At 39.3% G+C, this 25094-nt stretch carries 20 protein-coding genes; 8 read left to right on the top strand and 12 right to left on the bottom strand.

From position 1 onward, the window contains the following. Window positions 1-39 precede the first annotated feature (39 nt). The 10 genes from GPDM_RS12900 to GPDM_RS12855 all read right to left on the bottom strand — a co-directional run bounded on the left by GPDM_RS12900 (window position 40) and on the right by GPDM_RS12855 (window position 15460). Complete coding sequence (locus GPDM_RS12900; RefSeq protein ID WP_008432022.1) at window positions 40-1911, bottom strand: alpha-E domain-containing protein; 1872 nt, start codon at window positions 1909-1911, stop codon at window positions 40-42. Further along, a complete protein-coding gene (locus tag GPDM_RS12895) occupies window positions 1911-3368 on the bottom strand; it encodes a circularly permuted type 2 ATP-grasp protein (RefSeq protein WP_008432021.1) in 1458 nt (485 codons plus the stop codon). Before GPDM_RS12895 ends, GPDM_RS12900 begins: the two co-directional genes overlap by 1 nt. A gap of 109 nt (window positions 3369-3477) precedes the next feature. Then, window positions 3478-3948, bottom strand: coding sequence for a hypothetical protein (locus GPDM_RS12890; protein ID WP_008432020.1), 471 nt, complete (start codon window positions 3946-3948; stop codon window positions 3478-3480). Between the two features lie 126 nt (window positions 3949-4074). Next, entirely contained in the window at window positions 4075-4983 is a 909-nt protein-coding gene (locus GPDM_RS12885) for an HD-GYP domain-containing protein (RefSeq protein WP_008432019.1), read from the bottom strand. Between the two features lie 89 nt (window positions 4984-5072). After that, the gene (locus GPDM_RS12880; RefSeq protein ID WP_008432017.1) at window positions 5073-5534 is read right to left on the bottom strand and encodes a hypothetical protein; all 462 of its coding nucleotides are present in this window, start codon (window positions 5532-5534) and stop codon (window positions 5073-5075) included. A gap of 246 nt (window positions 5535-5780) precedes the next feature. Further along, window positions 5781-7268 (bottom strand): glutamate synthase subunit beta, encoded by a 1488-nt coding sequence (locus tag GPDM_RS12875; RefSeq protein WP_008432016.1) that lies wholly within the window; start codon window positions 7266-7268, stop codon window positions 5781-5783. 71 nt (window positions 7269-7339) lie between these two features. Next, on the bottom strand, window positions 7340-11926 hold the full coding sequence (gltB, locus tag GPDM_RS12870) for a glutamate synthase large subunit (protein WP_008432013.1): 4587 nt from the start codon (window positions 11924-11926) through the stop codon (window positions 7340-7342). A 252-nt stretch (window positions 11927-12178) separates the two neighbouring features. Further along, the gene (recQ, locus tag GPDM_RS12865; RefSeq protein WP_008432011.1) at window positions 12179-13954 is read right to left on the bottom strand and encodes a DNA helicase RecQ; all 1776 of its coding nucleotides are present in this window, start codon (window positions 13952-13954) and stop codon (window positions 12179-12181) included. 225 nt (window positions 13955-14179) lie between these two features. Next, entirely contained in the window at window positions 14180-14965 is a 786-nt protein-coding gene (locus GPDM_RS12860; RefSeq protein ID WP_008432010.1) for an SDR family oxidoreductase, read from the bottom strand. Between the two features lie 138 nt (window positions 14966-15103). Continuing rightward, window positions 15104-15460, bottom strand: a complete 357-nt coding sequence (locus tag GPDM_RS12855) for a helix-turn-helix domain-containing protein (protein WP_008432008.1) — start codon at window positions 15458-15460, stop codon at window positions 15104-15106. Window positions 15461-15994: 534 nt separating this feature from the next. Between GPDM_RS12855 and GPDM_RS12850 the strand changes: the two genes are divergently transcribed. Further along, window positions 15995-17491 carry a peptide MFS transporter gene (locus tag GPDM_RS12850; protein ID WP_008432006.1) on the top strand — a complete coding sequence of 499 codons (1497 nt, stop codon included), beginning with the start codon at window positions 15995-15997 and terminating at the stop codon, window positions 17489-17491. Between the two features lie 84 nt (window positions 17492-17575). Here GPDM_RS12850 and GPDM_RS12845 read toward each other — a convergent pair whose 3' ends face one another. Both GPDM_RS12845 and GPDM_RS12840 read right to left on the bottom strand, forming a co-directional pair. Continuing rightward, window positions 17576-18217, bottom strand: a complete 642-nt coding sequence (locus tag GPDM_RS12845; RefSeq protein ID WP_008432004.1) for a pentapeptide repeat-containing protein — start codon at window positions 18215-18217, stop codon at window positions 17576-17578. 70 nt (window positions 18218-18287) lie between these two features. After that, window positions 18288-18977: a universal stress protein gene (locus GPDM_RS12840; RefSeq protein WP_008432002.1), complete on the bottom strand. Its 690-nt coding sequence runs from the start codon at window positions 18975-18977 to the stop codon at window positions 18288-18290. Between the two features lie 320 nt (window positions 18978-19297). Between GPDM_RS12840 and GPDM_RS12835 the strand changes: the two genes are divergently transcribed. From GPDM_RS12835 to GPDM_RS12805, 7 genes are read left to right on the top strand one after another with little or no spacing between them, the layout of a single operon-like run. Next, entirely contained in the window at window positions 19298-21700 is a 2403-nt protein-coding gene (locus GPDM_RS12835) for a Na+/H+ antiporter subunit A (protein WP_008432000.1), read from the top strand. Further along, window positions 21687-22109, top strand: a complete 423-nt coding sequence (locus GPDM_RS12830) for a Na(+)/H(+) antiporter subunit B (protein ID WP_008431998.1) — start codon at window positions 21687-21689, stop codon at window positions 22107-22109. The genes GPDM_RS12835 and GPDM_RS12830 overlap by 14 nt, the downstream gene beginning before the upstream one ends. A gap of 3 nt (window positions 22110-22112) precedes the next feature. Next, complete coding sequence (locus GPDM_RS12825) at window positions 22113-22451, top strand: Na(+)/H(+) antiporter subunit C (protein ID WP_008431997.1); 339 nt, start codon at window positions 22113-22115, stop codon at window positions 22449-22451. Next, the gene (locus GPDM_RS12820) at window positions 22444-23928 is read left to right on the top strand and encodes a Na+/H+ antiporter subunit D (protein ID WP_039863415.1); all 1485 of its coding nucleotides are present in this window, start codon (window positions 22444-22446) and stop codon (window positions 23926-23928) included. The genes GPDM_RS12825 and GPDM_RS12820 overlap by 8 nt, the downstream gene beginning before the upstream one ends. A gap of 30 nt (window positions 23929-23958) precedes the next feature. Continuing rightward, window positions 23959-24444 carry a Na+/H+ antiporter subunit E gene (locus GPDM_RS12815; RefSeq protein WP_008431994.1) on the top strand — a complete coding sequence of 162 codons (486 nt, stop codon included), beginning with the start codon at window positions 23959-23961 and terminating at the stop codon, window positions 24442-24444. Beyond that, window positions 24441-24725: a Na(+)/H(+) antiporter subunit F1 gene (locus tag GPDM_RS12810; RefSeq protein WP_008431993.1), complete on the top strand. Its 285-nt coding sequence runs from the start codon at window positions 24441-24443 to the stop codon at window positions 24723-24725. Before GPDM_RS12815 ends, GPDM_RS12810 begins: the two co-directional genes overlap by 4 nt. Beyond that, entirely contained in the window at window positions 24703-25053 is a 351-nt protein-coding gene (locus GPDM_RS12805; protein ID WP_008431992.1) for a Na+/H+ antiporter subunit G, read from the top strand. Before GPDM_RS12810 ends, GPDM_RS12805 begins: the two co-directional genes overlap by 23 nt. The last annotated feature ends 41 nt before the right edge of the window (window positions 25054-25094 follow it).

Raw genomic sequence — 25094 nt, 5'->3', positions numbered from 1 at the left:
AAATTCTGCAGTTAAACGATTATTAAGTTATATTCATCGTTATTGGTCCATTAAACTTACTGAAACTTTTACGTCTAGTGACTGACTGCCACCTCGGTATACACCTTGAACCGGGCTCACGTCATTGTAATCACGCCCAACTCCAACACGGATATGACTTTCTAATGCCTCTACGTTGTTTGTTGGATCTAGACCAACCCAACCAATTCCTGGCACCATCACTTCTACCCATGCATGACTTGCGGCATCGCCAACAAGAGCAGAGTTTTCACCTACATATAAATAACCGCTAACGTAACGCGCTGGTATATGCTTGCTTCGCAAAATTCCAAGCATTACATGGGTTATATCTTGGCATACCCCTTTTTTAAGGGCAAACGATTCTTCTGCTTTTGTATGAACAGTGGTAGAATCTCCGTCATAAGTAAAATGTTCGTGAATATATTCCATTACATCAATCGCATATTGCACCGGATTTTTCATCGTTCCTAGTTCGCGATCGATTTGGCTCATTTGTTCAGGGGTTAAATATGTGTAAGCCGTGTTGCTTAAAAAGGCTAAATAATGCTCTCCAAATAATTGCGAATGAAAAATAGCGTTCATTTCAGGCGAATAGTCAATTCTATGGATAAAAGGACTTTTTTGAATACTAACAATAGAGCTTGTCTTAACTTCTAAGTGTTGGTGGTGCTCCGCAATAAAAAAGGTTTCAACGTGATTGCCCCAAATATCGATATGTTCTTTCGTTAAAGAAGCGGGTGTTATGTCTGCTCGATAAGAGAGGAGACGCTGACATTCATCCGTTCTTGGCTTTAAGCGAATTGAGTTCATACTTTGATCTACAATGGTATCGTATTCGAATATATTCGTGTGCTCAATCTTATATTTCATAGTTGTTATTCCTTTCGCGCCCATGCTCTGTGATTGGCTAGACCCCACCAATTTCGTCTCGGAATCGCTTAAATAATAGGTTTTCGAAAAAATATGCCCTACTTCATTGCAATTGTTTTGAAAATCATTTAGAAACCCCATAATTTCATCCGAGTTCAACTCATCCATACTGACTTCTTTAAACTCTTTTTGCAATTGATCTAATTTTGCATAAAGCTCCCATGAATAATGCGAAATCTTCCCGCCTTCTAACTCGTCAACCGCTTGACGCACATGTGTTAGACAATAGCGAATTGACCGTGGAAAGTTTGTATTGGCAATAAGAAACGACAATACTTTTTTAGGTTTCATTTGGGGTGGGTTCATTTTTAAATAAGCGTTATAGCCATTAGTCATCCGCAAAGCAGCTAGCCAATAATAATAGTCTTCGGACTGAGTTTGAAACGAGCGCTCTAAGGTTCGCTCGCAAACTATATTTAAGATACGCGCTGTTTTTTCAGCACGTTCTAACCATTTACCAATTTTAATAATTTGATAAGGGACGCCTCGAGGCATTGAAGATTCGACAATCCCTTGGGTAACCAATGAAGTTAATTTGACTTGCTCTAGGAAGTCGCGCATTTCCTTCACTGTACAGCTTTGTTGATCCATCTCTTGTAATGTTAAATAACAGCGATTCCACGCTTCCCAATAGTCATCTGGAATGTGATCTCTACTAATACGCGCATTTTCTCGAACGACTTTTACGCAGCTTGCCACAGAGTTGAAATTACTTTCTTCCATCGCTAAATAATAAACAAGTTGGTCTTCTTGATAACTTGGCATGGATTGGATTTTTTCCATAGTTTCTGTTGAAGCGCAAATCTCATAAACCAATTTCCAGTCACTGCCTCGTGCCAACTCTTCATCAGAAGCTTCGATCATTTGCAATAATTGCACGTCTAAAATGCGGGCGTTATTTTCTGCCCTTTCTACATTTCTCGACATCCAATACAACGAATTCGCTACACGACTAAGCATCAAGAGTCCCCCTCCTCTTCTTTATTTTTGAACACCCACGTATCTTTTCCGCCGCCACCTTGCGAGGAATTGACAACTAACGACCCTTCTTTTAACGCAACTCGAGAAAGTCCGCCTGGCATAACATGGGTATCTTTGCCTCTTACCACAAAAACTCGTAAATCGACATGGCATGGGTAAAAGTCTTGTCCTTGATATGCAGGGGCACGAGATAACTTAATCGTTGGCTGAGCGATGTATTGGTGGGGCGTTTCAATGATTTTTTCTCGGAATATTTCAATCAGTTCTTCCGATGCATGAGGTCCAACAAGCATATCGTAGCCACCTGACGCTCCTACATTTTTGACTACTAGTTCGTGCAAGTGATCCAACACCCATTCCCGTTCTTCTGGGTTGTCTAATAGGTAGGTTTTTACATTATCGATGATAGGTTCTTCCCCCAAATAGTAGCGAATCATATCAGGAACATAAGCATAAATAGCTTTATCATCTGCCACTCCGTTGCCAATGCCATTTAAAATGGCTACATTGCCTTTTCTATAAGCCATCAAAAGTCCTGGAACACCTAACGCAGATTCGGCTAAAAATGCTTCTGGATCTAAGTAATCATCATCAATTCGACGATAAATGATATCTACCCGTTTTAAACCTCTCATAGACTTCATATAAACAATATTTTTTTTGACGATTAAGTCGCGACCTTCTACTAAATCGATTCCCATTTGTTGAGCTAAAAATACATGATCATAATAAGCAGAGTTATACATACCTGGTGTTAACAAAACCGCAAAAGCTTTCTCTTTTCTCGATTCTGGTGCATGATCTAATATCGCTTGATGCAAATGAGACAGTTGGTGCTCGAGGGTGTGAACAGACTGGCTAGCGAAAAATTCGGGGTACACTTGGCGCATAACATATCGATTTTGATATACGTATGACAATCCTGAAGGATTACGCAAGTTATCTTCAAGCACATGGTATTTCCCATCTTCATCACGGATCAAATCAATTCCAGCTAAAAAAATATGGTTTTTAAGCGGGATGTCTATCCCTTTTACTTGTTCATCGTAATAATAAGGGTTTTCTTCTACTAATCGTCTTGGGACGATTCCATCCTGAAGAATGCGTTTTTCATTGTATACATCTTCTAAAAATTGATTTAATGCTTCTGCACGTTGAATCATTCCTTTTTCAATTACTTCCCAATCTTCTGAAGGAATAATAATCGGAACAAAATCAAAAGGCATTGTTCTTTCAGTACCAACATTATTGTTATACACAGTGAATGTAATGCCTTGTCTTAAAAACGACAATTGAGCGGTCTCGTGCTTTTCTCTAAGCTCATCGTTTGAAAACCTTTGGAGAACCTCAAAGAATTTTCGATAATGCGATTTCGGCTTTCCATGCGGCGTAAACATTTCATCAAAAAATGCTCCAGTTGAATAAGTTTTGAACAAACCGGTGACCCCCTTCAATACATAGAATATTCAGACAAAAAATGAGTAAGAAAAAGCTATGCCGTTTCTGCAAACGCGCATAGCTTATCATACTTCTATTATAACAAATTCATTTTCCAAATGTTGAATCTTCTGAAGATGATGGATTTTTTTTCAAAGATTCGCTATATTCAGTGCTTCCGCCATAAACCCCACCTGTCGGCTTATTAGAATCCGAAGAACTTTTACTTTCGTCATCTGCAGAGCTATCGGCTGTTTTAGATGTCGACTCTTGAAATTCTTTATTGGCTTTATCCAATACTTCTTTTTCTTTATTCATCATTTCTTGCTGAGCGTCTATTGCTGTTTTCACTTTTTCTACAGCTTTATTGACCGTTGGTTTTACTTTATCAACCATGCCACCAGATTGTTCATTCAACCGGTCGAGCCCTTTTTTAATATTTGCCTTTATGTCTTCTTTACTGTTTTGACTAGTGCCGTTGGTCATTGTTTTTTGTTGAGTCATTGCCGCACCTATTACCGCACCGAGGCCGATTAACACGAGCTTACCGAATACCCCACCTGATGATTTTCTCGACATGTGAACCTCTCCTTTTCGTAAGTATTAAACGATTGTGTATAAAGTATTGACTATTTTTTTTATTTTCAAACATTTCATTGAAAACAAAAGACACCTAAATATATCATTGGTGTCTTGTCTCCTTAGTTATAAAGTTAACTTTCCTTCTTCTTTTAAAACCTGTTCAAAGGCTTTAACAACTTCCTCGTCATATTGAATCCCAATCAAGCTGTTAATTTCGGCCATTGCATATTCCGCAGACAAAGCAGCACGGTATGCACGATCTTCTGTCATCGCATCAAATGTATCGCAAACACCAATAATTTTAGCTTCTATTAAGATTTCATCACCCTTTAGTCCGAACGGATAGCCTCTTCCGTTTACACGCTCGTGATGCTGTTCAATGATGTCGGCAATATCTGCATAAGGTGTTTCACGAATCATAGCAGCCCCTTCGCCTGGATGAGTTTTCATCAAATCAAACTCTTCGTTTGTAAGTTTTCCAGGTTTCCTCAAAATTTCTTCTGGAATATTGATCTTCCCTATATCGTGCAGTATAGAGGCTAATAACAAGCCTTCTGTTTGCTCTTTTCTTAGTTTCATTTTAGATGCTGTCTTAACAGCATAATGAGCTACTCGAGAACTGTGTTTATGTGTATAGCGATCTTTTTTTTCGACTGCTTTCCCTATCTTGCGCAACTCTTTAATGACATCGCTCATATAATGAAAAGTAGGCGCTGTTGAAATCGATAAAAAAGAGACATCTGTTTTGGCTGTAAAATAAACTTCTTGTTCTAATTTTTTGGCCGAAAAACAATCGTGTGCTTTAAGTACACGTTTTTCGTTATCTATCTCTACTTCCATTTGCCCTTCTAGAACATAGTAAAATTCTTGGACAGTATCGTTCTCTCCTGGAAAAAGAATAATTAGCGTATCTTTTAAAAAGGCTTGTTTCATCAGTTCAATTCCTTCACCACGACCAAGTAAACTTAGCGTCGTACTTCCGTTATTAACTTGTTCAAGAAACCCATTCTCTAATATTTCCAAGCCTTTCATAAATCCACTTCCTCATATATCAAAAATAAAAGCATAGAATGCTCTATGCTTTTATTTTACACTTTTATTAATTTTTTAGGAAATAATTTTCACCAACCAACGCCGACCATTGGATCAATTTGTGCTTCGCGATCAGCAAATTGTACTGTGATCCATACTACTTCAACTGTCACTCCTGCAATTTCAGCCTTTTCGACTTCTTTTTTCGTAATACTTTGTGTTTTCATATCTAAACTCTTAATTTTCTCATTAATTTTGCTATCGTATTTTTCCCATAAAGCTGCTTTTTGCGCTTCGCTTTGAGTAACTTTGAGCTCTTCAAGATAGTTTTTGTACATTTCGTTAGTCTCAACTTGGACTTTTTCGATTTCTGTATAAATTTTCACGTTTGCTTTTTCGATACTTTCAATGATTGCAGCAATTTCTGGTGTCATTTCCTTTGAAGTATCATATTCAACAGGTGGTACATTGATTTCTGCAAGTACGTTCATACCCATTCCCATTGTCATAAGTACAGAAAGTATCGCAACGATTAAACCTTTTTTAAACATATTTATTCCTCCTAATTTCTATTTTGTAAGAGAGGATAAAGTCTCTAATAGTTTATAAGTAAAATAATGTATATTATCATTATTTTTTTACTATAAATTCCAACTCTTCACTCATATAGTATATACATTATAATGAAATTTCACAACGTCTGATTAGATTTCTTCATTCGAAATATATTTTAAAAAAAGCTGTGAACACCTCCTTATTGAAGGTATTCACAGCTTAAAACTATATGAAATTAGTCGTTAAGGTAAGACAGTTGTACCCATCAGGAAACGGTCGCATTCACGTGCGGCTTCACGACCTTCGTTTATCGCCCAAACGATTAAGCTTTGACCACGACGCACATCTCCTGCTGCAAAAATACCTTCTATACTCGTATTGTATTTGCCGTACTCTGCTTTTGCTCTTGAATTCGGTTCTGTCTCAATCTCCAATTGTTGAAGCAGCTCTTGTTCAGGACCACTAAACCCAATAGCAATCAACACTAAATCTGCTTTCCAAACTTTTTCAGTACCTGGAATTTCTTCGCGGATTCGATTGCCTTGCTCGTCTATTTTCAATTTCACATTGACTGTATGCACTTCTTTCAATTCACCTTGTTCGTTGCCGACAAATTTCTTAGTCATAACAGCATAAGCTCGTGGATCTTCCCCAAACGTTGCTGCCGCTTCTTTGTGACCATATTCGATTCGGTGAATTTTTGGATATTGCGGCCAAGGATTTCCTTTTTCATCCCGAATGGCACCTTTTTTATCATATACATCAAACTGAACAAGGCTCTTACATTCGTGACGGACGGAAGTTGCTAAACAATCTGTCCCGGTGTCTCCGCCTCCGATAACGATAACATTTTTGTCTTTTGCAGAAATATAATTACCATCTTCAAAATTCGAATCCAACAAACTTTTTGTACTAGCATGTAAAAAGTCCATTGCAAAGTGAACGCCCTTTAATTCGCGGCCTTCTACATCAATATTCCGATGCACAGTTGCTCCTGTACACATGATTACCGCATCGAAGTCTTCTTTTAGTTTTGAAGAAGGGTAGTTCTTCCCGACTTCTACGCTTGTAATAAACGTAATGCCTTCTTGCTCAAGGATATTCACACGTCTAGTTACCATGTCATATGGTAACTTCATTTCTGGAATACCGTATGTTAGCAAACCTCCAACACGGTCACTTTTCTCAAAGACTGTTACTAAGTGGCCTGCCTTATTTAACTGAGCTGCGGCAGCAAGACCTGCGGGACCAGAACCGATAACTGCAACTTTTTTGCCAGTCCGTGTTTTAGGCGGCTCTGGCACTACCCAACCTTCTGCAAATCCACGCTCGATAATTGAACGCTCTACTGTACGGATCGCTACAGGAGGTTCGTTAATGCCTAATACACAGGCACCTTCGCAAGGTGCTGGACATGCTACTCCGGTAAACTCTGGGAAATTGTTTTTCAAATGCTCTCGGTGCAATGCTTCTTTCCACTGGTCACGATAGACAAGATCATTCCATTCCGGAATGAGATGGTTTACAGGACATCCTGTCGTTACATTATCCAGTTCCATTCCCGTATGACATGTTGGCACGCCACAATCCATGCATCGTGCACCTTGCTTTGCGACTTCTTCATTTGATAAAGGGATGGTGTAATCGTTCCAGTCTTTTGTCCGTTCAGCCGGTTGGCGCTCTTTAACCGTTTGCCTATCGTATTCCATAAATCCTGTTGGTTTCCCCATAGTTTCCCTCCTATACACAATTGCTCATTTTAAAAATCATTGGGTTAAATCATTTTTGAGCGGAAACAGACTTACTTCCCTGCTCCGGCCATTTTACTTTCTTCAAATGCCGCCATTTCAGCTTCGTCTCTTGTCATTCCGCCGCTTTGCAACTTATCGATTCTTTCATTGATTTGAAGATAAGCTTTTGGAATAACACGTACAAATTTAGCCGAATAAATATCCCAATTTGCTAACAAGCGTGTTCCGTTGCGGCTGCTTGTATAATGCACATGTTTCGTAATCATTTCACGTAACTCTTCAATTTCAGCTGGTTCAGCAAGCGGTTGTAAATGAACCATTTCCGCATTGCACCGCTCGCTAAATGTTCCTTCTTCATCAAGGACGTATGCTACGCCTCCTGACATACCTGCTGCGAAGTTTTTGCCGGTTTGTCCTAAAATCGCAACTCGACCGCCAGTCATATATTCACAGCCATGGTCACCAACACCTTCTACCACAATGTTTGCTCCACTGTTTCTAACTGCAAAACGCTCGCCTGCTACCCCATAAATATATGCTTCACCGGCAGATGCTCCATAAAACGAAACATTCCCGATAATAATATTTTTTTCTGGGAGGAAGGTTGAGTCTAATGCTGGGTAAACCAGTATTTTACCACCTGATAATCCTTTTCCAACAAAATCATTGGCATCTCCGATTAAGTTCATCGTCATTCCTTTTGGAATAAATGCTCCGAAGCTTTGTCCGGCTGATCCTTGGAAATTCAAGTTAATGGTATCTTCTGGCAGCCCTTCGGCACCGTAACGCTTAGAAATCGCACTACCCACAATAGTTCCAGTTGCTCGATGAATGTTTCGAATTGCCGTTGCCACTTCGACACGTTCCCCTGTTTCGATGGCTTTTTTACAACGCGGCAATAATTCTTGATAATCTAAAGTTTTTTCCAACTCGTGGTTTTGTTTGATTGTTGCATAGCGCCCTACTTTTTCTGGTAAGTCTGGCTGGTACAACAGAGCCGTCAAATCGATGCCGCCCGCTTTCCAATGATCAATTGCTTGGTTCGCTTCGATAACATCTGTGCGGCCAATCATTTCATCAATTGTACGGAAACCAAGCTCTGCCATTAACTCACGTGCTTCTCTTGCGATAAAGCGCATAAAGTTAACCACATGCTCTGGATCTCCGCCGTATTTTTCACGCAACTCAGGATTTTGAGTGGCAATCCCAACAGGGCATGTATCTAAGTGACATACGCGCATCATGACGCAACCCAGCACTACTAAAGGCGCCGTCGAGAACCCAAATTCTTCAGCTCCAAGTAGAGCTGCTGTTACAACATCGCGACCCGTCATCATTTTGCCGTCTGTTTCAACAACAATGCGATCACGCAGACCATTTAACAACAGCGTTTGATGCGTTTCTGCTAAACCAATTTCCCATGGCAAGCCGGTATGCTTCAAACTTGTTTTAGGTGCCGCTCCAGTTCCTCCGTCATAACCACTAATTAATACGACATCCGCACGACCTTTTGCAACACCCGCTGCAATCGTTCCGACACCGACAGCCGATACCAATTTAACGCTAATACGTGCCGTAGGATTGGCATTTTTCAAGTTAAAAATCAATTCCGCTAAATCTTCAATTGAATAAATATCATGATGCGGTGGAGGTGAAATCAGTTCTACACCTGGAGTAGAGCCACGAACTTCTGCAATCCATGGGTAAACTTTTTTCCCTGGTAAATGTCCGCCTTCTCCAGGTTTAGCTCCTTGTGCTACTTTAATTTGAATTTCATCTGCGTTTACTAAATAATGGCTTGTTACGCCAAAACGACCAGAAGCGACTTGTTTAATCGCACTACGACGGTTATCTCCATTTTCATCCTGGATAAAACGTGAAGTTTCTTCTCCGCCTTCTCCTGAATTACTTCTTCCACCAATGCGATTCATCGCAACGGCAAGAGCTTCGTGCGCTTCTTTACTAATAGAACCATAAGACATGGCACCTGTTTTAAAGCGCGCACAAATTTCTTCAACTGTTTCTACTTCGTCAATCGGTACTGGCGTTTGTTTTTTAAAGGACATTAAGCCACGTAATGATTGAAGATTGGCTTTTTCATCGGTCAATAAGTTCGTATATTTTTTAAAGACATCGTAATTATTCGTACGACATGCATGTTGTAATGTATGAATAGTTTTCGGGTTGTATTGATGATTTTCTCCATTTTCACGGTATTGGAATTCATCTCCCGATTCTAGCGCTTGATCGTCTCCTTGAGCAACAGGATAAGCTGCTGCATGTCTCATGAGAACTTCTTTTGCAATAATATCAAGACCAATTCCGCCTAAACGTGAAGACGTACGAGTAAAGTATTTGTTGATCACGTCCATATGGATGCCGACAGCTTCAAAGATTTGTGCACCACGATAACTTTGAATCGTAGAAATCCCCATTTTAGACAGTACTTTAATAATCCCATCTGTTACAGCTTTAACATACGTTGTTTCTGCTTCTGCAAAGCTAACATTTGGAATATCACCTATCTCGATTAGGTTTTCGATTGTCTCAAAAGCTAAATAAGGGTTAATGCCTTCTGCACCGTATCCAAGAAGAGCCGCAAAATGATGGACTTCACGAGGTTCTGCAGACTCAAGTAAGATGCTCATTTGAACACGCGTTTCTTGGCGAATCAAATAATGATGCAAACCTGAAACTGCTAAAAGTGCAGGAATTGCTGCATACGCTTCATTTACGCCACGGTCGGACAAAATAATTAGTTTGGCGCCTTCTTTAATGGCTTGATCCGCTTCTGCAAAAACAGCTTCCAATCTTTCTTCCATCGCTGCTATGCCTTCATCTTTTTTGAATAAAATTGAAATTGTAGCAGGTTTAAAGGCAGGAAGGTCTTGCTGACGCAATTTTTCCAATTCTGCATTTGTCAAAATAGGTGTTTCTAATCGAATATGACGAGCGCTTTCCGCTGTTGGTTGAACCAAGTTCGCTTCTGCACCAATTGTCGTCCGTGCTGCTGTAATAATATGTTCACGAATCGCATCAATTGGCGGATTCGTTACTTGTGCAAACAATTGTTTAAAATAATTGTAAAGAAGTTGAGGTTTCTTCGATAAAACAGCTAACGGGGAATCATACCCCATCGAACCAACAGGATCTTTTCCTTCGGTCGCTAGCGGTTTAACGATTTTTTGAACTTCTTCCATTGTATAACCAAAAGCCAATTGCTTTTTGATCAACGGTTCCGCATCAATAGATTTTGATGGCATTACCGGTTCTGGAAGATCTTCCATATCAAACATGTTTTTATCGATGAAATCTTTGTATGGCATTTCTCCTGCTATTTGCAGTTTGATTTCTTCATCCGGAATAATTTTGCCTTCTTCTAAGTCAACTAACAACATTTTTCCTGGACGCAAGCGATCTTTATAAATAATGTCATCTGCAAAAATATCCAATGCACCAACTTCAGAACCCATCACAATCATGCCACTTTTTGTTACGTAATAACGGGCAGGACGTAGACCATTACGGTCAAGACAAGCCGCTATTTGATTGCCATCTGTAAATACAAGTGCAGCTGGGCCGTCCCATGGTTCCATCAAAGTACTATGGTATTCATAGAAATCTCTTTTTTCTTTTTTAATCGTTGGGTCATTAACCCATGGTTCTGGCACCATCATCATTGCTGTATGTGCAAGAGATCTTCCAGATAAATGCAAAAATTCAAAACAGTTATCGAACATTGAAGAGTCACTGCCTGTTTCATCAATAACAGGTAAAACTTTTTGAAGATCTTGTTCATTGAACGCAGGTGATTCGCAAAGCACTTGACGAGCGCGCATCCAATTGACGTTACCTCTTAAAGTATTGAATTCTCCATTGTGGATTGAGTAGCGGTTCGGATGTGAACGCTGCCAGCTTGGGAAGGTATTCGTACTAAAGCGAGAGTGGACTAGAGCCAACGCTGATTTGAATTCAGGGTGGTTGAGGTCTATATAAAATGAATCTAATTGTTCTGGGATAAGCATACCTTTGTAAACAATCGTGCCTGCTGAAAGACTACTAAAATAAACGTCTTTAAAATCTTCTTTTCCGAGCATAGCTTGCTCTACTCGCTTACGAATAACATAAAGTCGTCGCTCAAGGTCGATTCGATTTTCTAAACCTTGTGCAGCACCGATAAATACTTGTCGGATAACCGGCTTTGTTTTTGATGCCACTTTCCCAACAAATGAATCATTGACTGGTACTGGTCGCCATCCTAAACAAATTTGTCCTTCTTCTTGGATAATTTGATGAATCATTTCTTTTGTCTTCATGCGTAAATCGTAGTCTTGGGGCATAAAGAGCATACCGATGCCGTATTTTCCTTCTTCAGGTAAAGTAATTCCTTCTTTTTCACATTGCTTAAGGAAAAAACGATGTGGAATTTGAGTCAAAATTCCAGCGCCATCTCCCGTGCTCGTATCTGAAGATTGTCCGCCACGGTGTTCTAGGTTACACAATATATTAATTGCATTTTGTACAATTGCATGTGATTTTTCCCCATTGATATTGGCGATCATCCCTATTCCGCACGCCTCATGCTCTTGATCTGGATGATAAAGTCCTTGTGGGATTGGATACTCTTTTTTACTCATCAAACCGCCTCCTTCACAACACTCATGTGTCATAATATTTTGATAGTATATCATAAGTCTGAATATATATACAATTCCCCTAAGTAAAAAAATATTAATAGCAGTACTGAATTGCCTTCAAATCAATGAAACCGCTTCCAATTATCGGGTATCAAAGAAAAGGACCCTTTAATAAAAACATGTATATTTATACAAGTCAGACAATTTAAAATTTAAAAAACCCCATTTTACATGGGGTTTTTTCGCTTATATTTATTCATTTTTTATTGTCTCAAAAGAACGAATTGCCTGTAAAAATGCTTCTCCATATTTTTCAAGCTTATTCGCACCTACACCGTTCACTTCTAAAAATCCAGCTTCATTTTGCGGTTTTCTTGCAACCATGTCTTGTAAAGTTTTATCAGAAAAAATAACAAAAGGAGGAACACCAGCTTCATCTGCTAACCCTTTGCGAATAACGCGTAATTCCTCGAATAAAGGATCGTTCGTAGCAATTTGCTTTGTTACTACTGCACCTTTTCTTAATACTTGCCGTTTACCTAACAAGACATCTCTTCCGCCATCAGGAACGTAAATTGTTGGAAACGAACCTTGTTCGACAGCTAATAATTCTTGAGAAATCATGAATTCGATTAAATTTGACACTTCTTTTGAATTTTGGTGTTTTAAAATTCCGTAAGTTGAGAGTTTATCAAAACCAAAATCCAATACTTTTTTATTGCGCGACCCTGTTAACACTTGAGCCGTCATGACTTTCCCAAACTTTTGCCCCATGCGAATCACACATGATAGCACCATTTGAACATCTTTTGTGACATCTAAACTTTCGCGGTCATCCAAACAGTTCCCGCAATGTCCACAAGGTTCAGCCGCCGTATCTCCGAAATAGTGAATAATAAATTGCTGCAAACAATTTTCAGTATGACAATAGTCAACCATCCCTTGCAATTTCACCAATTCTCCAGGAATTCGACTCGGATCTTGTGCTTGATCGATTAAAAACCGTTGCGTTTGAACATCTTGGGACGCATACAGCACAATACATTCACTTGGCAAACCATCTCGCCCTGCACGCCCCGCTTCTTGATAGTAGCTTTCCATATTTTTAGGCACTTGATAATGAATTACGAACCGAATATTCGATTTGTCGATACCCATTCCAAATGCATTTGTTGCTACCATAACGGTAACTTCATCATTTAGAAAACGTTCCTGCCCTGTTTTTCTTTCATGATCCGACATCCCCGCATGGTATTTAGCTGCTTTAATGCCTTTTTTTATTAGCATTTCGTAAACCGAGTCTACTGTTTTGCGCGTAGCAGCGTAAATAATACCGGCTTCTTTATCGTTTTTTGCTACATATTCTTTTACAAATCGTTCACGATCTTGTCCTCGCACAACCGAAAACGTTAAGTTTGCTCGTTCAAAACCAGTCATTACCGTATGTTGTTCTTCGATATTTAAAATTCGACAAATGTCTTCACGAACTTGAGGAGTAGCAGTGGCAGTAAGTGCTAACACCGTCGGATTATTTGGAAACAATTCTGTCATACGGCTAATCAAGCGATAACTCGGACGGAAATCATGACCCCATTGCGAAATACAGTGGGCTTCATCCACTGCAATAAGCGGGACATGAACGCCTTGTAATTCATTAAGGAACATTTCTGAATCCAATCGTTCTGGGGCAATGTAAAGCAATTTAATCGCTCCGCGTTGAACGTCCATTAACGTTTCTCGGACTTCATCAAAATCGAGAGAACTATTTATATAAGCAGCCGGAATACCCGCTGCCAAAAGTGCATCCACTTGGTCTTTCATTAACGAAATCAAAGGCGACACCACAATTGTGGTCCCTTCCATCACAAGCGCCGGAATTTGATAGCACATTGACTTGCCTCCGCCTGTCGGCATGACACAAATTGAATTATGCCCTTCAAAAACTTGCGTAATGGCTTGCTCCTGACCGACCCGGAATGACTCATAGCCAAAGTGAGACTGTAGTAATTTCTTTGCGCTTTCCAACAAAATAGAACACTCCTAATACTCGTATCGTATGAGTTAGCTTACCACATTTCTATATCTTTTTCTGTGGCAGAATCTCGAGAAGAGCTTCTATAATAAGGGTCAAAAAAATCGCCCTTCAAGTTTGCAGTTGAAGGACGATTCTTTTATTCCTATTTAGTTCAAGAAATATCCTGCGTTTTAGGAGTTATTTCACACTTAATCTGACTATCTCCTTAATTTCTTCTATTAAATTTCCATATTCCACCGTTGTTCCTCTTCTTCTTTCATTTGTTTCGCTGTTTCATCTGGGAAAACAGTACGGAATTTATGTGTATCAAGAGGAATAATTTCTACCATCTTCTCAATCATTTCAGCAGGATCATATTGGCTTTCCAGAGCTTGATCCGCTTCGGCCATGTCCTCTTTACGCGTAAAGTGAATAGCTTCGTCGTACCACTTCCATTTCGCTTCTGCACTACGATCATTAAACCCTGTAGCAAAAGCACCTGGATTAATCGTAGCTACCTGGACACCATGTTCTTTTAATTCTTTTTGCATAGTAGCTGCAATTCCTTCGATTGCATGTTTGGTTGCGGTATAAGGCCCTACATAAGGAGTTGCCGTAATGCCTGCCATTGAAGACATGAAAATAATTTTCCCTTTTCCTTTGTCTACAAATTTTCGCGCAGCAATTTGTGCAGTTTCCAAAGTGCTGAAGACATTCACTTCAAACAACTCTCTGAAATTTGCCATCGGCACTTCCGCAAGAGGTCCACCTTCGTTTACTGCAGCGTTAGCTACGAAAACATCAAAATCATATTCAAGCATTTGGGATAAATCTTGAGGATTTTTTATGTCCATTTTAAATACTTCTAATTCTAGTCCTTTTGAAGCTGCTTCCTCACGTAAAGCTGTAACTTGTGGAGCTGTTTCAACCGGCGCAATTACTTTATGTCCTTTTTCTGCAAGTCCGAAAGCAGTCCCTTTCGCCAAACCACTTCCCGCGCCAGTAATAAATACTGTCTTAGTCATCTAATTCATCCTTCCTGCGTTTGTTCTACTATGTTTACTGTTTTCCCAGAAGAAGAGGAACTAAACAAAAATTATAGTTAATCAAAAAACCCCCGCTCTCTTTAAAAGAGCGGGGGTTTTATATCGGCCTTTTGACAATTATGAAGTTGCTGTACCATAACTGCCCATACGGCGTTTAACTTGAATGAATGAGGCAGCCTCAGCAATCTCAGTTTGGTTTAGTGGCTGGTCATCTAGCATTAAATTGTAGTCATTTAAGAAACTAGTATTTTGAAGATCTACATTAATAGTCCGTTCGTCGCGATCCAACAAACTGTCGACCGAAATCTCAAAATAATCAGCAAGTCTTTCAAGATGTACTACAGAGACCTGTTTTTTCCCACTTTCATAAGCCCACACCGTGCTTTTCGCAAAGCCGATTGCGTCTGCCAATTCTTCAGTAGATAGTCCTTTAGCTTCTCTTAAGTCCTTGATTCGTTTGCTTAACTGTTTCATTTACATTCCTGCTCCCTGAATAATATTCTAACTATTTTAAATATACTGCACTTTGAGTTTTTTTGCAATGTATATATGGTTATTATTTAAAAAAATTGTGAATTATTAGTGAACAACAACTAAAGATTACTAAAAATGGAAATTAAATAGGATATATTATTTACTTATTTTAACATAAAAATAGTTTTTTCAAATAACAGGTAAATAGACACTATAAATAAAAAATGAAATTTTCATTGTTCGAAATCATTTGCGGAGCTTTAATTTCCTTCTAAGTGCACCAGATGAATATCCACAAACATATTAGTTTCTTCTATAAAAAGAATAAAAGGGAGAAAATAAAATGAGGAGTCAATTAGTCATTACAAAATTAGTATTCAGAATTTAATAACTATTTTAAAAAAACAATACCTTCTTTTAAATGAGACTAATTACACGCCTAAAACAGCCTTTAGTATTGATTTTAAAATTTATTTTGATTTTTTTAACTAAAAAAAGTATTATGTTAGAATAAACAAAATGGAGGTTTGAATGATGTCTGAAAAGTATTCTCGACAAGAGATTGTTAAAAGTGTTCCTCAAAAAGGCTTTTTTGGTCATCCAAAAGGGTTGTTCACACTATTCTTCACTGAGTTCTGGGAACGGTTCTCTTATTATGGGATGAGAGCTATCCTAGTTTTCTATATGTACTACGAAATGTCCGAAGGCGGGCTTGGTCTTGATCAGACTACAGCTTTATCGATTATGTCTATTTACGGATCCCTTGTTTACATGTCTGGGATTATCGGTGGTTGGTTAGCCGACAGGATATTTGGTACTTCTAAAGCTGTATTTTACGGTGGGATACTGATTATGCTTGGGCATATTGCTCTAGCAATACCTGGTAATCTTGCATTATTCTTTGTTTCAATGGTCTTAATTGTACTGGGTACTGGTTTATTAAAACCGAATGTTTCAAGTGTAGTTGGTGAGATTTATGAAGAAAATGATGACCGTCGCGATGCGGGCTTTAGTATTTTCTATATGGGTATTAATATGGGTGGTTTTTTAGCACCGCTAATTGTTGGTACTGTCGGAATGAAAATTAGCTTCCACCTAGGCTTCAGTATTGCTGCTGTCGGGATGTTCCTTGGTCTTGTAATCTTTGTTCTTACAAAGAAAAAAAATCTTGGCTTGGCAGGAACTGTTGTACCAAACCCATTATTGCCTTCAGAACGCAAGGCAACAATGAAAGCGTTCACTATCGGAGCGTTAATTGTTGCAGCAGTAATTGCTATTGGAATTCCAACTGGATTGTTAACATTTAATAGTTTTGTTGGGATTGTCGGGATTTTTGGTATCTTAATTCCGGTCTTGTATTTCACGGTTATGTATCGCAGCAAAAAGACAACAGATGTAGAGCGCTCACATTTATTGGCTTATATTCCTTTGTTTATCGCTTCCGTGATGTTCTGGGCGATACAGGAACAAGGATCTACAATTCTTGCTGCATATGCAGATACGCGTACAGATCTTGAGTTTGCAGGAATGACGATTTCTCCTGCTTGGTTCCAGTCGTTAAATCCATTATTCATCATTATGTTAGCGCCAGTTTTTGCTTGGATGTGGGTTAAACTTGGAAGCAAACAGCCTTCAATTCCGCAAAAGTTCTCTCTTGGATTACTATTTGCCGGATTGTCTTTCTTAGTTATTTTATTGCCAGCTTATTTCGGCGGACCATCAGCATTGGTAAACCCACTTTGGCTTGTTCTTAGTTATTTCATCGTTGTATTAGGTGAACTTTGCCTATCTCCAGTTGGATTATCTGCGACAACAAAACTGGCTCCTACTGCTTTCTCAGCTCAAACAATGAGCTTATGGTTCCTTTCCAATGCTGCTGCTCAAGCAATCAATGCGCAGTTGGTTAAGTTCTACACAGTTGAAAACGAAATGATGTATTTCGGAATCATCGGTGGTGTATCAATCGTTCTAAGTATTGCGTTGTTCGCCTTTGCACCACGCATTCAAAGCTTCATGAAAGGCGTTCGTTAATATTTAGAAGAGTAACTACAAAACCCCGACAGTTTTTTAAACTGTCGGGGTTTTTATCTTTATTAAAAGTTTCTTCTATAACTACTAGTCATTTGCTATAATCATTCCCATTTGACGAGCGAAAGCGATTGCTTGGTCCGTGGAGACGATGCATCCTTGCAGTTTATCTATCGATACTTGAATGCTTTCAAACGTATTAGTGCTAAGGTCGATTCCTTTCAGACTTGTTTGCGTAAAGTTAATATCATTCATATCGCACAAGCGAAATTCACTGCTCTTTAGTTCCATCTCATAAAAGTCTGCAAATCGCATAGAAGAAGAAACAAAGCTCACCGTATTACATAAAGTAAAACCAAATGTGGCATAATTTAAAATACACTCTTCAAAAAGCGTATGGCGAATTCCCGCTTCAGCAAAATTTGCCCCCATCAATTTGGAATTCCGAAATTCCGTCCGGTGGAAAACTGCACGACTCATGTCCATATTGGATAAATCACAATTCAAAAAAACCACATCGACAAACTCCGAGCGTGGCCAACTCGTTTCAAGAAACTTAACGTTTTCAAATACAACTCTATCGATATGCAATGCTTCTTCTGTATTAAAATCAATAGTTTCCTGTGAAATGCGGCAATTGCTTATGTACTGATCATCTATCGCTTCCGTAAAAGAACGTGTTTCTAATTCTTTAGGGAGAAGTGGTGTTAATCTTTTCGTTTTCTTCATAACTTAACGTCTCCTCTTTAAAACACAAAAGACTGCCTCAATGAGGAAGCAGTCTTTTATTGTGGTGTATTTATTTTTTTATTAACTCTTTCCCTAGACACTCATCAATGATTTCAGGCAATTCGATTCGATCTTCTGTTACTTCCACTTGATATATTTTATTGTCATGCATGAATTTAAAGATTCCGTTATCAAAATCGGTACCAATTTCTTTAAAGAAAATCCCTTCAAGCTGACAATTTTTCGATTGGGTAAAGTTGACCTTATAGGTATCAGCGTCTTTCATCAAGTAACAGCGTACGCCTTTTTCAAACTCGTCACCTTCAACGCCTTTCACTGTGCGCGCTACAGAAACAACATGCAAGTCTACAAATGGAATTTCACGAAGCAACAAGTTCAAAAACGAACCTTTCGTAATTTCTTCCCATCTACTTCTCGCCGTCTGTCCCATGACAATTTGCGTGATGTTGCAATCATGTGCAACATCCCCGATGACTTTTGCGGTCGGGCGTTTTTCATTATCACGAACAATAAATTCCTCAGCATCATACTCTTCAGCAAGTTCTCTCCATCTTTCAATATAAGAGGCTTTTTCAGCATCAAATTCATCAACAGGTCTCGAATCTACCGTTAAAATATACAACGGACAGTCTAGCATAGTCGCAAGTTTGTTACCCCGATTGATCAAACGCTCACCATTCGGTCCGTAAAAAACACATACCAAAATACTTTCATCCATTCGCCCTCTGATTTTTTTCATTTATGTTCACCTCACTGAAAATATAATCTATATACTGACATTCAAAACTATGAAATTATACTTCTTCTAATAGAGAAAATCAAGTGCTGCAAGCTTTTTTTGGAATTATCATCCAGTCTGCTCTTTATAGATTTCCCATCGCCATGGGCTGACAAATGAAAACCACACTGATTTCCTGTATAATTTAGATTGATTGCTTAACGAATCCTTACTATAGTACAAGACAGGACAGTCGTAAACCTTTTGTCCTCATTATATACCCGCTTTGTGACTTTTACATTCAAACGTACTTAACTAGTCTATTAACAGGAGGTTTTGCTGTGTATCTATTGATTTTAGCCATTCTCGTCCCTTTTTTCTTTACTGCCTTCATTCCGCTTATACATAACCGAGTGGGGTCAATTCACCTTGGCTGGCTCGTACTAGTTGTGCCACTTGTGTTGTTTAGTATTTTCGTAGTACAAGTCCCCACCATTTCTAATAGTGATACATTGATGCAGACTGTTCATTGGATTCCTTCACTAGGCATTAACTTTACCGTTTATCTTGATGGCCTCAGTTTAATCATGGCCCTACTAATTACAGGTATGGGAGCTCTTGTCGTTCTATACTCCATCTACTATTTGTCACCATCCGATTCTTTTCCGCATTTTTACGCCTACCTACTGCTCTTTATGGGCGCAATGCTTGGGGTTGTCTTATCTGATAACTTGCTTGTGTTGTATGTCTTCTGGGAACTAACGAGTATTTCTTCTTTCCTGTTAATTGCTTTTTGGTACCATCGTAAAAATTCACGCTACGGGGCACAGAAATCACTATTAATTACAGTGTTCGGTGGACTGGGTATGCTCGCTGGTTTCTTAATGTTGCACTCTATGACTGGAACTTTCAGCATACGTGAAATTGTAGCGACAATCGGCCAATATCCAGAGCATGCTTTGTTTTATCCCGCGATGTTCCTAATACTGCTTGGCGCATTTACTAAATCAGCGCAATTTCCTTTTCATATATGGCTACCTGATGCGATGGAAGCACCGACACCGGTTAGTGCTTACTTGCACTCAGCCACAATGGTGAAAGCTGGCATTTATCTAGTCGCTCGTTTTACTCCAGTTTTTGGTGGCAATGCTGCATGGTTTTGGACAGTTACACTTGTCGGGCTTGTCACCTTATTCTGGGGAGCTTACTGCGCTGTTCGACAAACAGATTTAAAAGCGTTGCTTGCTTATTCGACAATTAGCCAATTGGGCTTAATTATGAGCTTGTTCGGCCTTGGTTCAGCGGCGTTACACTTTGGGGATGGTGAGCAAGGGGCACTGTACGGTTTAGCTATTTTTGCCGCTCTTTTCCATATGGTCAATCATTCTACATTTAAAGGTGCTCTTTTCATGGTAGTTGGTATTGTCGATCACCAAGTGGGTACCCGCGACATTCGGCGCTTGGGTGGGCTAATGGCAGCTCTGCCAATCACCTTTACGTTCGCTGTAATTGGCAGCTTCTCAATGGCTGGACTGCCATTTTTAAATGGCTTTTTAAGTAAAGAAATGTTTTTTACAGCTTCAGTTAATGCGGCTAGTCTGCCTATATTTGGTGCTTCAACTTGGGGAATAGTCATTCCAATTATCGCGTGGATCGCTTCAGTATTAACTTTTGTTTACTGTATGATTTTCGTCTTCCGCACTTTTTTCGGAACCCCTCAATCGAAAAAGGCCGATAGAAAACAGGTAGAACCTACGCTTGGTATGCTTGTTTCTCCAGCTATACTTTGTGTATTTATTATTGGTTTGTTTTTTGCTCCGAATTTATTGGGCGATCATTTGTTAAGACCAGCATTAAACGGTATCATTCCAGAAATTTCTGGGGCTACCCCACACATTTATGCATGGCATGGCTTTAATACAGAATTATTTATGACATTAGGAATTGTAATTGTTGGATCCGCTCTTTACCTTACTTTCCGTAGTTGGATTAAAATCTTCCGCCTTCAACCAGCTGGATGGACGTTTACCGCTTTGTACAACTCGTTTTTGAAAAACTTGAAGAGAGCATCTAACTGGATTACCACACATTATATGACAGGTCATTTACCCTCTTATTTTGCTTATATCTTTATGTTCTTTATATTGGCAGCTGGTGGAGCGCTTATATTTACTGGTGCGTTATCCATTGATTTAACTTCAGACTCTCCTATCAGTGTTTACGAAGGCTTATTAACGGCAGTAATGGCTATTGCAGCAATTAGCATCTTATTTGCCAAGTCGCACCTTGCCGCTGTTTTATTAAATGGGGTTTTAGGCTTTTCAATCGCAATATTTTTCGTTCTCTTTCGCGCACCGGATTTAGCACTGACACAGCTTGTTATCGAAACCGTAACAACAGTATTATTTCTTTTATGCTTTCTTTTTTTACCGGAATGGACGGCAGAAGATTCGTCAAAACGAACAAAATTCCGAAATGCCTTCATTGCAATTGGTGCTGGCGTTACCATCACGTTGATCGGTCTTACTGTCAATAGTGGAAAGTTATTCGAAAGCATTTCAGGTTATTTCGAAAATTCCTATGAACTTGCGGGCGGAGACAATATTGTCAATGCGATTTTAGGAGACTTCCGAGCTTTTGATACGATGCTTGAATCTCTTGTATTGTTTATTGCTGGTCTCGGAGTTTATACATTGATTCGCTTAAAGCTCGGAAAGGGGTCCGGAAAAGATGAACATCAATGATGTGATATTAAAAACGGTATCAAAAGCTGTTGTATTGATCATTTTAACGTTCGGCATTTATTTGTTTTTTTCCGGACATAATCATCCAGGCGGTGGGTTTATCGGTGGGTTGGTGATTGCGTCTGCTTTTGTATTGATGTTCTTATCCTACGATTCAGAAACCGTCAGTGAGGCATTGCCTATTGATTTTAAAAAACTTTCTGGGCTTGGCGTACTTCTTGCCATGTCGAGCGGAATAGCACCGATGTTTTTAGGTGGCGCCTTTCTAAGTCAAAGCTTCGGTTATTTTGATTTGCCGATTTTCGGAAAAACCGAATTGGCCACTGTTACCATATTCGAAGCCGGTATCGCATTAACTGTAATTGGCGTTGTCGTGAATATTATTCTAAGCATAAGTGAGGATGAGTAGCCTGTGGAATCATTGATCATTGTTTTGGTCGGCGTCCTTACCACGGTCGCCATCTACCTTGTTTTATCAAAAAACGTAGTTCGCGTCATATTAGGAACAGCTATTTTATCGCATGCAGTCCATCTTCTTATCTTATCAATGGGTGGTTTAAAACTTGGGACTGTCCCTCTCCTGGGTGAAGAAGCCGTCAAGTATGTAGATGCTTTGCCTCAAGCTTTAATTTTAACGGCCATAGTCATTAGCTTCGCTGTTACAGCATTTATACTCGTGCTTGCTTACCGAGCCTATCAGGAGTTGGGAACCGATAATTTAGGGGCAATGCGAGGTTCTGATGATGAATAATCTATTAGTTCTTCCAATGCTACTACCTATTATTGTAGGTGTTTTGCTTATTTTCCTTCGGACTTATGGTCGGATTCAAGCTTGGATCAGTTTAATTGCCATGGCATTAACTGCTAGTATTTCAGGCTTTCTTCTTCAACAAGTTCAAATGGATGGCATTATCCGCTTAGACTTCGGAGGATGGGAACCACCTTTTGGTATTTTGTTTGTCGCTGATTCTTTTGCTGTTTTGCTCGTACTGACTTCTAGTATTGTTACGGCTATTTGTTTGAGTTACGCACTTATTTCTACTAGCAAAGAGCTGCAAACCATGTATTTTTATCCCACGGTGCTATTTCTTATAGCCGGTGTTAATGGCTCTTTTTTAACCGGTGATTTGTTTAATTTATTCGTTTGTTTTGAAGTGATGTTGCTGTCCTCTTATGTATTACTAACTTTAGGTAATTCCAAACGTCAGTTGCGTGAAGCGATTAAGTATGTATCCATCAACATTGTTTCTTCATGGTTTTTCTTAGTCGCCTTAGCCTTTCTTTATGGAGCTGTCGGCACTTTAAACATGGCACATTTGGCTGACCGTGTAGCAGAAGTAGGACAAACTCCATTACTCACTACCATCAGCATTGTCTTTTTAGTTGTTTTCAGTTTAAAAGCTGGATTGCTTCTTTATTTCTGGTTGCCAGGCTCTTATAGTTCACCACCTATTGTCACCTCTGCCCTTTTCGGTGCATTGTTAACTAAAGTCGGCATATACGCTTTGTTTCGTGTATTCTCACTGATTTTTCACCATCAACCAGAAATCACACATACCATCATCGGAATTATGGCTGCATTAACGTTAATCGGCGGAAGTCTCGGCGCGATTTCTTTTAACGATTTGCGTAGTATAGCCGCTTATAATGTTGTCGTTGCAGTTGGGTTTATATTGGTCGGTTTAGCTATTGCGACACCCGCTGCAATTGAAGGATCTATTTACTACATCATCCACGATATGGTTGCAAAAGCGCTGCTATTCCTACTTATTGGGACGATGATTACGTTAAGCGGTACATCAAAAATGGCAGGAATGAGTGGGCTTATGAAAAACTATCCCCTACTAGGCTGGTCTTTCTTTATCGCCATGCTATCCCTTGCCGGAATTCCTCCACTCAGTGGTTTTATCGGTAAAGTCCTAATTTCAAGTGCCGCTATTGACAATGGGTCGTATGTTTTGTTGGCATTGTCCTTACTTTCCAGTATTTTTGTTCTTTACTCTTTGCTTCGCGTCTTTAAGAATTGCTTTTGGGGCGAAACCATTGTTAGTAAAGAAGAACAATTGCCATTACGCCGAGGCGTATTAATCCCATGCTTAGTTTTAGTCGGTTTAACGATTCTTATCGGCTTAGGCACAGAGAGCATGTCTCCTTATGTGAGCGGTGCTGCAGAAACATTAGTAAATCCTAGCATTTATATCGACGCGATATTAGGTAAAATCCAGTAATCCACTTTCTATTGAAAGGAGTGAATTAAAGTGCCGGCACAGTTTCTATTAAATATGACGATTGCGTTCTTATGGACTTTGTTGATGGATGAAGATGCTTTTTACGTCACCACTTTTTTGACGGGTTATTTGATCGGAATCGGAATTCTTTTCTTGATGCATCGTTTCTTTGGAACGAAGTTTTACTTATTGCGTGTGTATTCCACCATTAAATTATTATTGATCTTCATATCGGAACTTTTCCAATCTAGTCTGCTAATTATGAAACAAATTTTAAGTCCAAGATTAAAAATAAAACCCGGCATCTTCACTTACGAACATAGCATGGAAGGTGATTACGAATTAACAACACTTGCACTTTTGCTAACCTTGACCCCTGGTTCTGTAGTTATGGAAGTATCACCTGACGGAAAAACCTTTTATATTCACGCAATGGATGTAGAAAGTTCTCGAGATGCTGTATTAAAGTCTATTAAGGTATTTGAAAAAGCAATCATGGAGGTGACGAGAAATTGATTGAAACGACATTGACAATTGCCCTCTCTCTTTTTATCTTAGCTATTATTTTGGCATTGTATCGCATTATCCGCGGTCCATCCATGCCAGACCGTGTAGTAGCCCTAGACATGATAGGCGTGAATCTAATTTCAGGTGTAGCTGTATTTTCTGTTGTTCTCAGTACACACGCATTTCTCGAAGTTATTTTGATTGTTGGGATTTTGGCATTTATCAGTACCCTTGCGTTAGCTCGCTATGTTGAAAGGGGCGATATCGTTGAGCATAAACACAATCGGTGAGTATTTCGGAGTTTTTCTCATTTTAATCGGCAGCATCATGGCGGTCATTAGTGCGATTGGTATTCTTCGCTTGCCAGATGTTTACACGCGTTCACATGCAGCTACTAAAAGCTCTACATTGGCTGTTTTGTTATCACTATCTGGCACATTTATTTATTTTTGGGCAACGGAAAACTTTATCAGCGTTCGACTTCTACTTGGGATCACATTTGTTTTTTTAACGGCTCCTGTCTCAGGCCATTTGATCACTCGAGCCGCTTATCGATCAAACGTTAAACTAGCCAATGCTTCCACAGAAGATGCATTGGAAAAGTTATTTAAGAAATAAATAACTTTTCTATCTATCAACTATAAACACATTCGATTTAG

The sequence above is a fragment of the Planococcus donghaensis MPA1U2 genome, assembly GCF_000189395.1.
In the GTDB taxonomy this organism is placed as follows: Bacteria; Bacillota; Bacilli; order Bacillales_A; family Planococcaceae; genus Planococcus; species Planococcus donghaensis_B.
This window is presented reverse-complemented; position numbering and strand designations above follow the sequence as displayed.